This window comes from Streptomyces sp. NPDC014733 (assembly GCF_043083385.1).
In the GTDB taxonomy this organism is placed as follows: domain Bacteria; phylum Actinomycetota; class Actinomycetes; order Streptomycetales; family Streptomycetaceae; genus Streptomyces.
In genome coordinates this window covers 172,972-185,654 of sequence record NZ_JBIBYO010000005.1, presented here as the reverse complement: position 1 = coordinate 185,654, position 12,683 = coordinate 172,972, and the positions used below count along the sequence as shown (strand labels likewise).

Here is a 12,683-nt window from a genome sequence, read left to right as displayed (position 1 = left end):
GGTCAGGCCGGGGTGAAGCGGACGGGGTCGCTGCCCGGTTCGGCGGCGGCGAGGCGGACGCGGAGGGCGTCGCCGGGGCGCGGGGCGGGGGCGCCGGGCGGGACGGTGAGGTGGCCGGTGACGGCGGGGGTACGGAGGTGGACGGTGGCCCCGGCGGGAGCGTCGGCGTCGCCGTCGGGGGCGGCGTCCGCATCGGTGCCGGTGACGACGGCGTCGAAGGTCTCGCCGATCCGGTCGCGCAGCAGGGCGGCGGCGACGAGGGCGACGCAGGCGCGCTCGGCGGCGTCGGCGCGGCGGGCGCCGGTCGCCATGGTGGCGGGCAGGCCGGTCAGGACGGAGCGCACCCAGGGCGGCGGGGCGATACCGGCCGAGGCGGCCAGGCAGAGTTCGGAGGTGTAGCGGTCGACGAGGCGGCTCAGCGGGGCGGTGGCGTGGGCGTAGGGCAGGGCTACGGCGGCGTGCACCGCGGCGGGCGGGGGCGGGGGGCGGCCGTCGAACGCGAGGTAGTCGCCGCCGCGCAGCACGGTGGCGCACTCCTGGAGGAACGCGGCGTGCGAGGCGCGGTGCGGGTCGAGGCCGCGGACGAGCGCGGCGTACGACGTGTGGTGCGGCCAGTCGACCCCGAGGGCGTCGGCGGTGCGGCGCAGGCGGGCGACGTCGCCGTGCGGGGCGGTGGGCAGGGTCCGCAGGATGCCGGTGCCGGCGGCGAGCATCAGGTCGGCTGCGGCCACGCCGACCAGCCGGGCGAGCTGGGCGGTGAACCGTTCGACGGGCAGCGGGGCGCGGTAGGCGAGGGCGTAGTGGCCGTCGTGGGCGGTGAGGCGGGCCTCGGGGACGTACAGGGAGACCCCGCCGCGGGCGCGTTCGCGGGCCTCGCGCAGCAGTCCGGCCTCGCGGAGCAGGGTGAGGGGCTCCTCGGCGGTGCCGTCGTGGAGGATGCGCTGGACGGCGGGGTGGTCGAGGCGGGCGCGGGAGCGGACGCGGGCGCGGCGGACGGAGGCGGTGGTCAGCGCGCCGTCCGCGTCGAGGTCGAGCTGCCACAGGACGGCCGGGCGGTCCTCGTCGGGCAGGAGTCCGGCGGCCCGCTCGCTGAGGGCGTACGGGTGGAGGGGGACGCGTTCGTCGGGGAAGTGGAGGGTGGTGACGCGGTGGTGGGCCTCGGCGTCGAGGGCGCCGCCGGGGGTGACGAAGGAGGCGACGTCGGCGACGGCGTAGTGGAGGCGGAAGCCGCGTCCGGCGGGGCGGCGGGCGAGGAACATCGCGCGGTCGAGGTCGGGGGTGCCGGGCGGTTCGAGGGTGAAGAGCGGCAGGTCGGTGGCGTCGGCGAGGCTGTGGGCGGTGGCGACGTCGCCGGTGGCGGTGGGGATGCGCGGGGCGAGGGCCGCGCTGTCGGCCTCGGCCTGGGCGGTGGGCGGGAAGTGTTCGGGGATCTCCAGCCGCCAGCGCAGTCCGCGCAGCGCGGCGCGCAGCGGGTCCTGCGCGGCGTCGGTCACATGCATGGGGCGGCGGGGCATGTCACCGAGCGTAAGGCGGTGCGGCGGGCGCGGCGCGGTACGGCGGGGCCGGTCGGGTGCGGGCCCCGAACGCGGCCGTGAGCTGCGGTTCCGTCCCGGTCGTCGGCAGGATCTACGCTGTGGCGGGGTCCGGGGCGCGGTGCGTCGCCGGGGCCGTCGTACCGCCGTCGCCGCGTGAAGGAGAAGACCGTGCTGGTGCTGTTGCCGCCGTCCGAGGGGAAGGCCGCGGGGGGCGAGGGGGCGCCGCTGGAGATGGCCGGGCTGTCGCTGCCGGGGCTCGGCAGCGCGCGGGAGGCGGTGCTGGAGGAGCTGATCGCGCTCTGCTCGGGCGACGAGGAGAAGGCGCGCGAGACGCTGGGCATCGGTGTGGGCCTGCGGGGCGAGGTCGCGAAGAACGCGGCGCTGCGGACGGCGGGCACCCGGCCCGCCGCGGAGATCTACACCGGGGTGCTCTACGACGCCCTGGGGCTGACGACGCTGGATGCGGCGGCGCGGGCGCGGGCCGACCGGTCGCTGCTGGTGTTCTCGGGGCTGTGGGGCGCGGTGCGGCCCGATGACGCGATCCCGTCGTACCGCTGCTCGGTGGGGGTGAAGCTGCCGGGGCTGGGGGCGCTCGGGGCGTACTGGCGGGAGCCGATGGCGCAGGTGTTGCCGGAGGTGGCGGCGACCGGGGTGGTGCTGGATCTGCGGTCGGCGGCGTATGCGACGGCGTGGAAGCCGAAGGGGGAGGTCGCGGGGCGGACGGTGACGGTGCGGGTGCTCCAGTCGAAGATCGTGGACGGGGTGGAGAAGCGGTCGGTGGTCAGCCACTTCAACAAGGCGACGAAGGGGCGGATGGTCCGCGATCTGCTGACCGCCGGGGTGGCGCCGGAGGGTCCGGCGGAGCTGGTGGAGGCGTTGCGCGCGCTCGGGTACACGGTGGAGGCCGAGGCCCCGGCGCGGGCGGGCCGCCCGTGGGCGGTGGACGTCGTCGTCACGGAGGTCTGAGACCAGCGCGTTGCGCATTATGCAACGCGCGTTGCGGATTGTGCGGGGAGGGGCGCAGTATGGGCGCGTGATGCACGCTGCCCCCTCCCCCGCGCCCGCCTCCGTGCTGGGCCTCGCCCCCGTCATCCCGGTCGTCGTGATCCAGGACGTCGCCGACGCCGTGCCGCTCGCCCGCGCCCTGGTCGACGGCGGACTGCCCGCGATCGAGGTGACGCTCCGCACGCCCGCCGCACTCGACGCGCTGGCCGCTATCGCCGCCGAGGTGCCGGACGCGGTGGTCGGCGCGGGCACCCTGCTGAGGCCCGAGCAGGTCACGGCCGCCTGCGGCGCCGGTGCGCGGTTCCTGGTGAGCCCCGGGTGGTCGCCGCGGCTGCTGGCCGCGATGGAGGACTCCGGTGTGCCGTTCCTGCCCGGCGTCTCGACGACGTCGGAGGTGGTGACGCTGCTGGAGCGCGGCGTGACGGAGATGAAGTTCTTCCCCGCCGAGGCCGCGGGCGGCACCCCGTACCTGAAGTCGCTGGCCTCGCCGCTGCCGCAGGCCCGCTTCTGCCCGACCGGCGGCATCGGCGCCGCCTCCGCGCCGTCCTACCTGGCGCTGCCCAACGTCGGCTGCGTCGGCGGCACCTGGATGCTCCCGGCCGACGCGCTGGCCGCCAAGGACTGGGGCCGGGTCACCGAACTCGCCCGCGAGGCCGCCGCGTTGGCGGTCTGATCTCCGTACGACGACGGGCCCGGCACCTCCCGCAGGTGCCGGGCCCGTCGTCGTACCGTCGTCAGCGCAGGTGCGAGGTGTCGTTCAGCAGCCGCAGCGAGGCGTTGCCGTCGGCGTAGTACGCGACGGCGGAGAGCGAGGCGGCCGACAGCTCCATGCGGTACAGCGCCTCGGGCGGCGCGCCGAGCGCCAGCCGGACCAGCGTCTTGATCGGCGTGACATGCGTGACCACGAGGACGGTACGGCCCGCGTACCGGGCGGTCAGCGCGTCGCGGGCGGCGGCGACCCGGCGGGCCACCGTCGCGAACGCCTCGCCGCCGCCGGTCGGCGCGACCCGGGTGGAGCCCAGCCAGGCGTCGAGGTCGTCCGGGTACCGCTCGCGGACCTCGCCGAACGTCAGGCCCTCCCAGGCGCCGAAGTCCGTCTCGCGCAGCCCGTCCTCGATCCGGACGTCGAGCCCGAGCCTGCCCGCGACGACCGCGGCGGTCTCCCGGCAGCGGCGCAGCGGGGAGCTGACGACCGCCTCGATCGTCCCGCGGGCGGCCAGCGCGGCGGCGGCCGCCTCGGCCTGCCGCAGTCCGGCCGGGGACAGCTCCGGGTCGCCGCCGCCACTGCCCGAGAAGCGCTTCTGCGGGGTCAGCGCCGTCTCGCCGTGGCGCAGCAGGACGAGGGTGGCGGGCTTGCCGAGGTCGGCGTCGCCCCAGCCCGGGGCGGCGTTCGCGGAGGTGTCCTTGCCGGTGCGCGCGGGGGCGTCGAGTGCGGCGCGGGAGTCCGCGGGCTGCCACTGCCGGCCGTCGCGCCCGGCGTCCATCGCCTCGTTGGCGAGCCGGTCGGCGTGCTTGTTCCGCGCCCGCGGGATCCACTCGTACGAGACCAGATCCGCCGGGTGGGCGGCGGCCGCCTCGGCGGCGAGCGGCTTCATGCCGGGGTGTTTGATCTGCCAGCGGCCCGACATCTGCTCGACGACGAGCTTGGAGTCCATCCGCACCCGGATCCGGGCCGCCGGGTCGAGGGCGTGCGCCGCCCGCAGCCCGGCGACGAGACCGCGGTACTCGGCGACGTTGTTGGTGACGGTGCCGAGGAACTCGGCGGCCTCGGCGAGGGCTTCGCCGGTGGCCGCGTCGAGGACGACGGCGCCGTAACCGGCCGGGCCCGGGTTGCCCCGGGAGCCGCCGTCCGCCTCGACGATCAGGGTGCGGACCACGGGCCTACAGACCGGAGTCGGGCGTGCGGACCAGGATGCGGCTGCAGTTCTCGCAGCGCACGACGGTGTCGGCGGCGGCCGAGCGGACGTCGTTCAGCTCGGTGAGGTCCAGCTCCAGGCGGCAGCCCTCACAGCGGCGCTGGTAGAGGCGGGCCGCACCGATGCCGCCGTGCTTCTCGCGCAGCCGGTCGTAGAGCTTCAGCAGGTCGGCGGGGATGTCGGCGACGGTCAGCCCGCGCTCCTTGGTGACCGTCTCGGCCTCGCCGTCGATCTCGGCGTACGCGGCGTCGCGGCGGGCGGTGACCTCGTCGACCTGGGCCTGGACGGCGGCGACCCGCTCGGAGAGTTCGGCGGCGCGCGCCTGGGCGGCCTCGCGGCGCTCCATGACCTCCAGGACGATGTCCTCCAGGTCACCCTGGCGCTTGGCGAGGGAGGCCAGTTCGCGCTGGAGGCTCTCCAGGTCCTTGGGCGAGGTGACGGCGCCGGAGTCCAGGCGCTTCTGGTCGCGGGCGGCGCGCTGGCGCACCTGGTCCACGTCCTGCTCGGCCTTGGTCTGCTCGCGGGCGGTGTCGCTCTCCTCGGTCTGCGCGGCGACGAGCAGGTCGCGCTGCTGGGTGAGGTCGGCCTCCAGGGTGGACAGCTCGGCCAGCTCGGGGAGGTTCTTGCGCTTGTGCGCGAGCTGGGTGAGGCGGACGTCCAGGGCCTGGACGTCGAGGAGGCGGATCTGGTCGGCGGGCGCGGCGTTCAGCGGGGGGCTCCTGTGGTGTGTGTCGGGGTGAGAGGGGCGGACGCCGCGTGGGCGGTCCAGGGGTCGGTGACCGTACGGGAGACGTGCGTGCGCAGGCCCCAGCCGTGGCGGTCGGAGACGGCGTCGAGCTGGGCGGCGGCCTGCTCGCACCAGGGCCACTCGGTGGCCCAGTGCGCGGCGTCGAGCAGCGCCGGGGGGACGGCGCCCACGCTCTGGGTGGCCTCGGAGGCCGGGTGGTGGCGCAGGTCCGCGGTGAGGAACGCGTCCACACCGGAGGCCCGCACCGCGTCGAAGAGGCTGTCGCCCGAGCCGCCGGAGACGGCGAGCGTGCGGATGACGCGGTCCGGGTCACCGGCCGCGCGGATGCCCTGCGCGGTGGCCGGCAGCCGGGCCGCGGCGTACGCGGTCAGCTCGGCGAGCGTCATCGGCTGCGGCAGTTCGCCGATCCGGCCCAGGCCGCGGCGGCCGTGCGGGTCGGTGGTGTCCGGCACCAGCGGGCCGGTGATCCGCAGGTCGAGGGCGCCGGCCAGGGCGTCGGAGACGCCCGGGTCGGCGGTGTCGGCGTTGGTGTGCGCGACGTGCAGGGCGATACCGGCGCGGATCAGCGTGTGGACGACCTTGCCCTTGAAGGTGGACGCCGCCACCGTCGTCGTTCCGCGCAGGTAGAGCGGGTGGTGGGTGACGAGGAGGTCGGCGCCGAGGGAGACCGCTTCGTCGGCGACGGCCTGGACGGGGTCGACGGCGAACAGGACGCGCTCGACCCGCGCGGCGGGGTCGCCGCAGACCGTGCCGACGGCGTCCCAGCCTTCGGCCCGCTCGGCGGGCCAGAGGGCGTCGAGAGCGGTGAGGACTTCAGACAGTGCGGGCACGGGTGGAAGGTTACCTCCCGCCCGGGGCCCGCGGTCCCGCGTCCCCGGCGGGCGGCGACGGGTGCCCGGCGGCGCGGCGCGCCCCCGTCCGCCGCCGCGCCGCCGGGCCGGGACGTCACTTCTTGACGAGGTATCCGCGCAGGTCGTCGAGGACGCTGTCGGCGGCGGTGACGCCGAGGCCGAGATACCAGGTCTCGTCCTCGACGTTCTTGGCGTGGCCGTCCTTGACCGCCTTGAGGTTCTTCCACAGCGGGTTGGACTCGGCGGTGTCCCGCTTGGTGGCCTTCGGGTCGCCGTAGACGCCGGTGAAGATCCAGTCGGCGTCCGCCTGGTTGATGTTCTCCGGGCTGACCTCGGTGGCGAGATCGTCGACCTGCTGGTTCTTCGGGCGGGGCAGCCCGACGTCCTTGAGGAGGGTGCCGATGAAGGACTGCTGGGCGTAGAGGCGGGTGAACTGCGGCATGTAGCGCAGCATCGTGACGGTCGGCTTCTTCGGGCCGATGTCCTCGCCGAGCTTCTTCGCCTTCTCCTCGTACGCGGCGAGCTTCGCCTTCGCCTCGGCGGTCCTGTCCAGCGCGGCGGCGTTGAGGAGGTAGTTCTCCTTCCAGGTGAAGCCCGGGCGGATGGAGAAGACGGTCGGGGCGATCTTCGAGAGCTGTGCGTACTGCTTCTCGGCGCGGAGCTTGCTGCCGAGGATCAGGTCGGGCTTGAGCTTGTTGACGGCCTCCAGGTTGAGGCCGTTGATGGTGCCGACGCTCTTGGGGTTGCCGGCGTCCTTCTTCAGGTAGTCCGGGATCGACTCGTCGCCCTCGGTGGGGGCGTAGCCGACGGGCTTGATGCCGAGGGAGACGACGTTGTCCAGCTCGCCGACGTCGAGGACGATGACGCGCTTGGGTGCGGCCTTCAGCTCGGTGGTGCCCATGGCGTGCTTGATGGTGCGGGGGAACTGGCCGGGCTCGGCGTCGGTGCCCATCTTGGCGGTCTCCTCCGCCGCCTTGGCGAAGTCCTTGCCGCCCTGGGCGACGGACTTGGAGCCGGCGCCGTTGTCGTTCTTGCCGCCCCCGTCGGAGGAACCGCAGGCCGCGAGGGCGAGGGCACCGGCGGCGGCGAGGGCTGCGGCGGCGGTGCCGCGGCGGCGAAGGGACATCGCGTACTCCAGGGGGTCGGACTGCGGGCGGCCCACGGCAGGCGGCACACCCGGCGCAACGTGAGGTTAGGCAGCCCTTACTTTACGCATGCTTGAAACTCGCAGCACAGGCACCCCGACCAAGACCGGCGAACCGGACTTTCGCCACCCTTATGCGTGAACCCTCTCCGCACACGTTGATCGGCCGGAAGTCCGAAAACTACCTTCGGCCATGATGACTGGAGGTGACCATCCGATGACGGTCTGTGTCAGGGAAGACGGTGCGGCGCCCGGACGTCCGCCCCGCGCACCGCTCACCCTCGCCGCCGACGGCTCGTACGCGGCCCGGCTGGTGCGTCAGGACGGCGGAGGGGACGGCTGGTTCCCGGAGCGCTGGACGCTCAGCGGACCGGAGCCCTACGCCGTACCGCTGCCCGGCGACGCCCCCGAGGCGCCGGACAGCGCGCTGCTGCCGCTGGCGGACGGCCGGGTGCTGATCCGGCGGCCGGTCGAGGACGGCTTCTCCCTCGCGTTGCTGTACCCGACGGGCCCGGGCACCGGCGAACTCCCGCTCGGCACCATCGAGGCGCCGGAGCTGACGCTGCTGCCCCCGGCGCCGGGCGGCCGGAGCGCGCACGCGCTGACGCCGGGTGACACCTCCACCTCCCTGTGGCTGCTGCACGGCGGTCCGGACGGCCCCGAGCACCTCGCGGAACTCCCCGGGCGGTGCACCGGCGGCGCCTGGCTGGACCGCTCCGGGCAGCTGCTCGCCGTCGATCAGGAGCTGGACGGCCGGACGAAGACCGTCGCCGTCGATCTGACCCGTGACGGCGAAACGACACTCCTCCTCCAGATCACCGAGGAGAGCAACGACCGGCTGCTGCTGGCCGATCCGGACAGCGGACTGCTGCTGGTCCGCTCCGACGCACCGGGCGAGGACCGGCTGGGCTGGGGCGTCCTCGGCAGTGCGCTCCCGGTGCGGTTCCCCTCCTGTCTGCGGCCGCCGGGCGCCACGCTCACCCCGTTCGCCGTCCAGCCCGGGCAGCTGCTGACGCCGGAGCAGTCCGCAGTGGCCTGGCGCGTCGAGGACGCCGACGGCGAGCGCCTCGGCGTCTGGCGCCCGGCCGCCAAGGGCCTGCGTCAGCTCCCGGCCCCCGACGGCTGGCTGTCCGGTGCGGGCCGCTGGAGCGCGGACGGCGAACTGCTGCTGCCGTACGTCACGGAGAGGGTCGAGTGCGGTCTGGCGCGGATGGCCGTACCGCTGGAGCCGTCCGACGGGCCGTGGCCGCGCACCGCGGAACCGGCGCCGGACCCGCTGCCGGACCCGGCACCGGACCCAGCGCCCGAGCCGGTGACGGCACCCGCCGCACCGGCCGCACCCGCCACCGCACCACCCGCCGCACCGCCGGTGGCGGCCCTGCTCCCCGCGCCCGCCCCGGTACCGGCGCTGCCCGCGGCACGCTCCGCGGAGCCCCGGCCGCCGGCCCCCGCCACCGTGCCCGTGCCGCCGGTGGGGGCCACCGTGCAGACGCCGGACGCGCAGCGGCCGCGGCTGCCGCAGGCGGTGCGCACGATGCAGGGGCTGCGCACCACCCGCCCGCCGCTCCCGGTGCGCAACAACCTCGACGCCGTCCGGCGGTGGCAGGAGCGCAACCGGATCGCCCCGGTCGGCACGGCGTTCCCGCCGCCCCGGGACGGCAACTCCACACCATCCCCCCATCCGGACGGCCCGCTCCGGGAACCGTACGGGGGCTCCGCGCATCCTTCTCCGTACCGACCGGTGCCGTTGCAGGAGGCGCCGCTGTCGGCCGGGGAGGCCCGGTGGAGCGTGATCACCCGCCCCGTTAGGATTCAGCGGGGCTAGGGCCTGTCGCCACACTCCCGTTGTCGCCCGGAGGGCGGCCGTGCGTGTATCGACAGGGCCTGAGGGGGGTCGCCCTGTTCTGTTCACTCCTGACGGAGCGCGGGACGTCCTCCGCGCAGCTGCTGGTCGACCCGGCCCATCGGCGGCGACACCGCGGCGGTCCCGACGCGTACAGCCGTAAGCGATCCGACGGAGTGACACTTTTCATGCCCGAAGCCCAGACCGACACGACCGAGGCGCGCCCCCAGGAGGCATCCGCCCAGGCCGCCGAGGCCCATGGCTCCGGCAGGCACCGCGGTCCGGCAGCGACGGAGGAGGCCAAAGCGGCCGCCAACGGCCGTCACCGCCGCACCAAGCAGCCCCAGAACGCCTGACCATCCGGCGCCCGGAGCCTGTCACGGCCCCCGCTCCTTCCTCGGAAGGCACGGGGGCCGTTGCCGTTGCGGTGACCGTCGCGGGATCAGGCCCGCTTGAGGCCCAGGACCTCGGTGGCGGCGAACGTCTCCCCCGCCGGGCGGTCCGCGTAGTACGGCGTGAGCCGCGCGTCGAGTTCGTCGTAGGTGAAGGTCTCCTTCGCACTGTCGAACTGCGCGGCGATCCGCGGGCGTTCGGCGACGGCGACCATGCCCCCGTGGACCACCAGCAGCTGGCCGTTGACGCGGGCGGCCGCCGGGGAGGCGAGGTAGCCGACGAGCGGGGCGACGTGTTCCGGGGCCAGCGGGTCGAGGCCGCCGTCGGTGGGCTCGGCGAATCCGGCGAAGACGTCCTCGGTCATCCGGGTGCGGGCCCGCGGGCAGATGGCGTTGGCGGTGACGCCGTACTTGGCGAGCGCCAGCGCGGTGGAGGTGGTCAGGCCGACGATGCCGCCCTTGGCCGCGGCGTAGTTGGGCTGGCCCGCGGAGCCGGCGAGGAACGCCTCGGAGGAGGTGTTGACGATCCGGCCGTAGGCGGGCCCGCCGGACGCCTTGGCGCGGCCGCGCCAGTACGCGGCGGCGAAGTGGGTGGTGTTGAAGTGGCCCTTGAGGTGGACGCGGATGACCGAGTCCCATTCGTCCTCGGTCATGGAGAAGACCATCCGGTCGCGGAGGATGCCCGCGTTGTTGACCAGGATGTCGAGGCCGCCGAAGCTCGCGACGGCCAGTTCGACCAGTTCGCGGGCCTGGGTGTGGTCGGCGACGTCGCCGGTGTGGGCGACGGCCCGGCCGCCGGCCGCGGTGATCTCGGCGACGACCTGTTCGGCGGGGGCGGCGGACGCCGCACCGGAGCCGTCGCGGCCCGGTGCCCCGAAGTCGTTGACGACGACGGCGGCGCCGAGCCGGGCCAGTTCCAGCGCCTCGGCGCGGCCCAGGCCGCGGCCCGCGCCGGTGACGACGGCGGTGCGTCCGTCCAGGGGAAGTGCAGTGCCGGTCAATGCCGTTCCTCTCGGTCGCGGGGGCGGGCGGCCCTGTCGGGCGCGGCCTGGGCCCGGGCGGTCACAGCTCGATGCAGGTGCGCAGGGAGGTGCCGGTGCGCATCTGGTCGAGGGCGTCGTTGATGTCGTCGAGGCGGACGCGGTGGGTGATCAGCCCTTCGAGGTCGATACGGCCGGCCCGCCACAGGGCGATGGCGCGTTCATAGGAGCGGAGCACGTCGCCGCCGCCGTAGAGGGAGGGCAGGATGCGCTTCTCGTCGAAGAACAGCTCGAACATGTTGACCTGGAAGGTGTCGTCGAGGGCGCCCGCGCCGACGACGCAGAGGGTGCCGCCGCGACGGGTGGTCTCGTAGGCGGTGCGGGCGGTGGCCGACCTGCCGACGACCTCGAAGACGTAGTCGTAGCCCTCGCCCGAGGTGACCTTGGCCTTGGCGTCGGCGAGCGCGTCGGGCGCCAGCGCCTCGGTGGCGCCGAAGCGGAGGGCGGCCTCGCGGCGGGCGGGCACCGGGTCGACGGCGGTGATGTGGGCGGCGCCGCAGGCCCGGGCGCCCTGGACGACGGAGATGCCGACGCCGCCGCAGCCGATCACCGCGACCGACGATCCCGCCTCCACCTTCGCGGTGTTGATCACGGCGCCGAGGCCGGTGGTGACGCCGCAGCCGATGAGCGCGGCGATGTCGTACGGCACGTCGTCGGGGATGGGGACGGCGCAGTGCGCGGGGACGACGACCTCCTCGGCGAAGGTGCCGGTGCCGGCGAAGCCGAAGACGTCGCCGCCGGGCCGCCGGAAGTTGGGCGTCCCGGCGTTCATGAAGCCGGCCAGGCACAGATGGGTCTGGCCGCGTTTGCAGGACGGGCAGGTGCCGCAGGAGGGCAGCCAGCACATCAGGACGCGGTCGCCGGGCGACAGGGCGGTGACGCCGTCGCCGACGTCGGTGATCTCCCCGGCGCCCTCGTGGCCGGGGACGAACGGCGCGGGCTGCGGCAGCACCCCGCTCATCGCGGAGAGGTCGGAGTGGCACAGGCCGGTGGCCCGCACCCGCATCCTGACCTTCCCGGGGCCGAAGCCCACCGCCTCGACGTCGTCGAGGACGTCGAGGGTGTCCTGTCCTGTCTCGTGCTGTACGGCTGCGCGCACGGTGCGGCTCCTTCTCGTACGAACGGACGGTGCGGATGGCGGTGCGGATGCGGGTGCGTGCGGGTGGGTCAGGTGTGGTCGACGACGGTGTCGGCGAGGACCGGGGCGTCGTCGCGGTCGGCGGCGGTGACCAGCACCTGGATGCGGCCGGGTGCGGGAGCGTCGCGCCACAGCCGCAGGCGCAGCGTCTCGCCGGGGAAGACGACCCCGGCGAAGCGGGTGGTGTAGGCGCGCACCCGGGAGACGTCGCCGCCGAGGGCGGTGTCGACGACGGCCTTGAGGGCGACGCCGTACGAGCACAGGCCGTGCAGGATGGGCCGGTCGAACCCGGCGAGCTTCGCGAACGACGGGTCGGCGTGGAGCGGGTTCCAGTCGCCGGAGAGGCGGTAGAGGAGGGCCTGGTCCTCGCGGATGCGGCGTTCGGTGGTGAGGTCGGGGGCGCGTTCGGGCACCTCGATCCGGGTGGACGGGCCGCGGTCGCCGCCGAAGCCGCCCTCGCCGCGGACGAAGATCTGGGTGTCGCAGGTCCACAGCGGCCCGTCGTCGTCGGCGACCTCGGAGCGCAGCACGATGACGGCCGCCTTGGTCTTGTCGTGGACGGCGGGCACGGTGGAGGTCTGGGTGGCGCGGCCGCGGACCGGGAGGGGGCGGTGGACGGTGACGCGCTGGCCGCCGTGGAGCACGGCGGCGAGGTCGACGTCGATGCCCGGGGCGGAGAGCCCCCCGGCTACGGCCATGCCCCCGCCGGCGACGGTGGCGAAGCTGGGCAGCACGTGCAGCGCGCTCTCCAGCGTGTAGCGCAGCTCGTCGGGGTCGGTGGCGGGGTGTTCCTTCTCCGGGGTGGGCGCGCCGGCGCCGATGCCGAGGTGGTAGAGCTGAACGTCCTTGTGGTCCCAGCTGAGTTCGGTGGTCCGCGGCGGGGCGGCGGTGGCCTTGGCGACGTCGATGGGCATCGGGCTGTCTCGCTCCTTAGGGCTGTGAGGACCCCGGCCCGCCGTCCGCACCGTCGACGGGCCGGGGCCGTACCGGTTCGGCCGGGGCGCGTCCGGCGGCGCGGGGCGGGCGGCGGCCGCCCGGTGGCTGCGGGCGGGCGGCGCTCTCCGGGCGTGG

General features: G+C 75.2%; 12 protein-coding genes. 4 read left to right on the top strand and 8 right to left on the bottom strand.

Annotation, left to right across the window (positions count from 1 at the left end; translation table 11 throughout):
* Positions 1 to 2: 2 nt before the first annotated feature.
* Positions 3 to 1,514: an RNB domain-containing ribonuclease gene (locus tag ACF1BH_RS14620; protein ID WP_391642817.1), complete on the bottom strand. Its 1,512-nt coding sequence runs from the start codon at positions 1,512 to 1,514 to the stop codon at positions 3 to 5.
* A gap of 189 nt (positions 1,515 to 1,703) precedes the next feature.
* Here ACF1BH_RS14620 and yaaA point away from each other — a divergent pair, with 189 nt between their 5' ends.
* A complete protein-coding gene (yaaA, locus tag ACF1BH_RS14615) occupies positions 1,704 to 2,501 on the top strand; it encodes a peroxide stress protein YaaA (RefSeq protein ID WP_391643068.1) in 798 nt (265 codons plus the stop codon).
* Positions 2,502 to 2,571: 70 nt separating this feature from the next.
* Positions 2,572 to 3,213 (top strand): bifunctional 4-hydroxy-2-oxoglutarate aldolase/2-dehydro-3-deoxy-phosphogluconate aldolase, encoded by a 642-nt coding sequence (gene eda, locus ACF1BH_RS14610; protein WP_391642816.1) that lies wholly within the window; start codon positions 2,572 to 2,574, stop codon positions 3,211 to 3,213.
* Between the two features lie 61 nt (positions 3,214 to 3,274).
* Here eda and ACF1BH_RS14605 read toward each other — a convergent pair whose 3' ends face one another.
* The 4 genes from ACF1BH_RS14605 to ACF1BH_RS14590 form a co-directional block, all read right to left on the bottom strand.
* Positions 3,275 to 4,417, bottom strand: coding sequence for a bifunctional RNase H/acid phosphatase (locus ACF1BH_RS14605; RefSeq protein WP_391642815.1), 1,143 nt, complete (start codon positions 4,415 to 4,417; stop codon positions 3,275 to 3,277).
* Between the two features lie 4 nt (positions 4,418 to 4,421).
* Positions 4,422 to 5,165 carry a zinc ribbon domain-containing protein gene (locus ACF1BH_RS14600; RefSeq protein WP_391643067.1) on the bottom strand — a complete coding sequence of 248 codons (744 nt, stop codon included), beginning with the start codon at positions 5,163 to 5,165 and terminating at the stop codon, positions 4,422 to 4,424.
* Positions 5,162 to 6,034, bottom strand: coding sequence for a Nif3-like dinuclear metal center hexameric protein (locus ACF1BH_RS14595; RefSeq protein WP_391642814.1), 873 nt, complete (start codon positions 6,032 to 6,034; stop codon positions 5,162 to 5,164). The genes ACF1BH_RS14600 and ACF1BH_RS14595 overlap by 4 nt, the downstream gene beginning before the upstream one ends.
* Positions 6,035 to 6,149: 115 nt before the next feature.
* Positions 6,150 to 7,181 carry an ABC transporter substrate-binding protein gene (locus tag ACF1BH_RS14590; protein ID WP_391642813.1) on the bottom strand — a complete coding sequence of 344 codons (1,032 nt, stop codon included), beginning with the start codon at positions 7,179 to 7,181 and terminating at the stop codon, positions 6,150 to 6,152.
* 235 nt (positions 7,182 to 7,416) lie between these two features.
* Between ACF1BH_RS14590 and ACF1BH_RS14585 the strand changes: the two genes are divergently transcribed.
* Complete coding sequence (locus ACF1BH_RS14585; protein WP_391642812.1) at positions 7,417 to 9,024, top strand: hypothetical protein; 1,608 nt, start codon at positions 7,417 to 7,419, stop codon at positions 9,022 to 9,024.
* A 206-nt stretch (positions 9,025 to 9,230) separates the two neighbouring features.
* Positions 9,231 to 9,398 (top strand): hypothetical protein, encoded by a 168-nt coding sequence (locus ACF1BH_RS14580; RefSeq protein WP_391642811.1) that lies wholly within the window; start codon positions 9,231 to 9,233, stop codon positions 9,396 to 9,398.
* An 86-nt stretch (positions 9,399 to 9,484) separates the two neighbouring features.
* Here the strand turns inward: ACF1BH_RS14580 and ACF1BH_RS14575 are convergent, their stop codons facing one another.
* From ACF1BH_RS14575 to ACF1BH_RS14565, 3 genes are all read right to left on the bottom strand, one after another.
* On the bottom strand, positions 9,485 to 10,435 hold the full coding sequence (locus ACF1BH_RS14575) for a 3-oxoacyl-ACP reductase (protein WP_391642810.1): 951 nt from the start codon (positions 10,433 to 10,435) through the stop codon (positions 9,485 to 9,487).
* Positions 10,436 to 10,496: 61 nt separating this feature from the next.
* Positions 10,497 to 11,573: a Zn-dependent alcohol dehydrogenase gene (locus tag ACF1BH_RS14570; RefSeq protein ID WP_391642809.1), complete on the bottom strand. Its 1,077-nt coding sequence runs from the start codon at positions 11,571 to 11,573 to the stop codon at positions 10,497 to 10,499.
* Positions 11,574 to 11,641: 68 nt separating this feature from the next.
* Entirely contained in the window at positions 11,642 to 12,526 is an 885-nt protein-coding gene (locus ACF1BH_RS14565) for a MaoC/PaaZ C-terminal domain-containing protein (protein WP_391642808.1), read from the bottom strand.
* Between the last annotated feature and the right edge of the window lie 157 nt (positions 12,527 to 12,683).

Excerpts from the sequence above, each read along its gene's own strand:
- eda (WP_391642816.1), top strand. The coding sequence starts at position 2,572 with ATGCACGCTGCCCCCTCCCCCGCGCCCGCCTCCGTGCTGGGCCTCGCC.
- ACF1BH_RS14590 (WP_391642813.1), bottom strand. The coding sequence starts at position 7,181 with ATGTCCCTTCGCCGCCGCGGCACCGCCGCCGCAGCCCTCGCCGCCGCC.
- ACF1BH_RS14580 (WP_391642811.1), top strand. The coding sequence starts at position 9,231 with ATGCCCGAAGCCCAGACCGACACGACCGAGGCGCGCCCCCAGGAGGCA.
- ACF1BH_RS14585 (WP_391642812.1), top strand. The coding sequence starts at position 7,417 with ATGACGGTCTGTGTCAGGGAAGACGGTGCGGCGCCCGGACGTCCGCCC.
- ACF1BH_RS14620 (WP_391642817.1), bottom strand. The coding sequence starts at position 1,514 with ATGCCCCGCCGCCCCATGCATGTGACCGACGCCGCGCAGGACCCGCTG.
- ACF1BH_RS14565 (WP_391642808.1), bottom strand. The coding sequence starts at position 12,526 with ATGCCCATCGACGTCGCCAAGGCCACCGCCGCCCCGCCGCGGACCACC.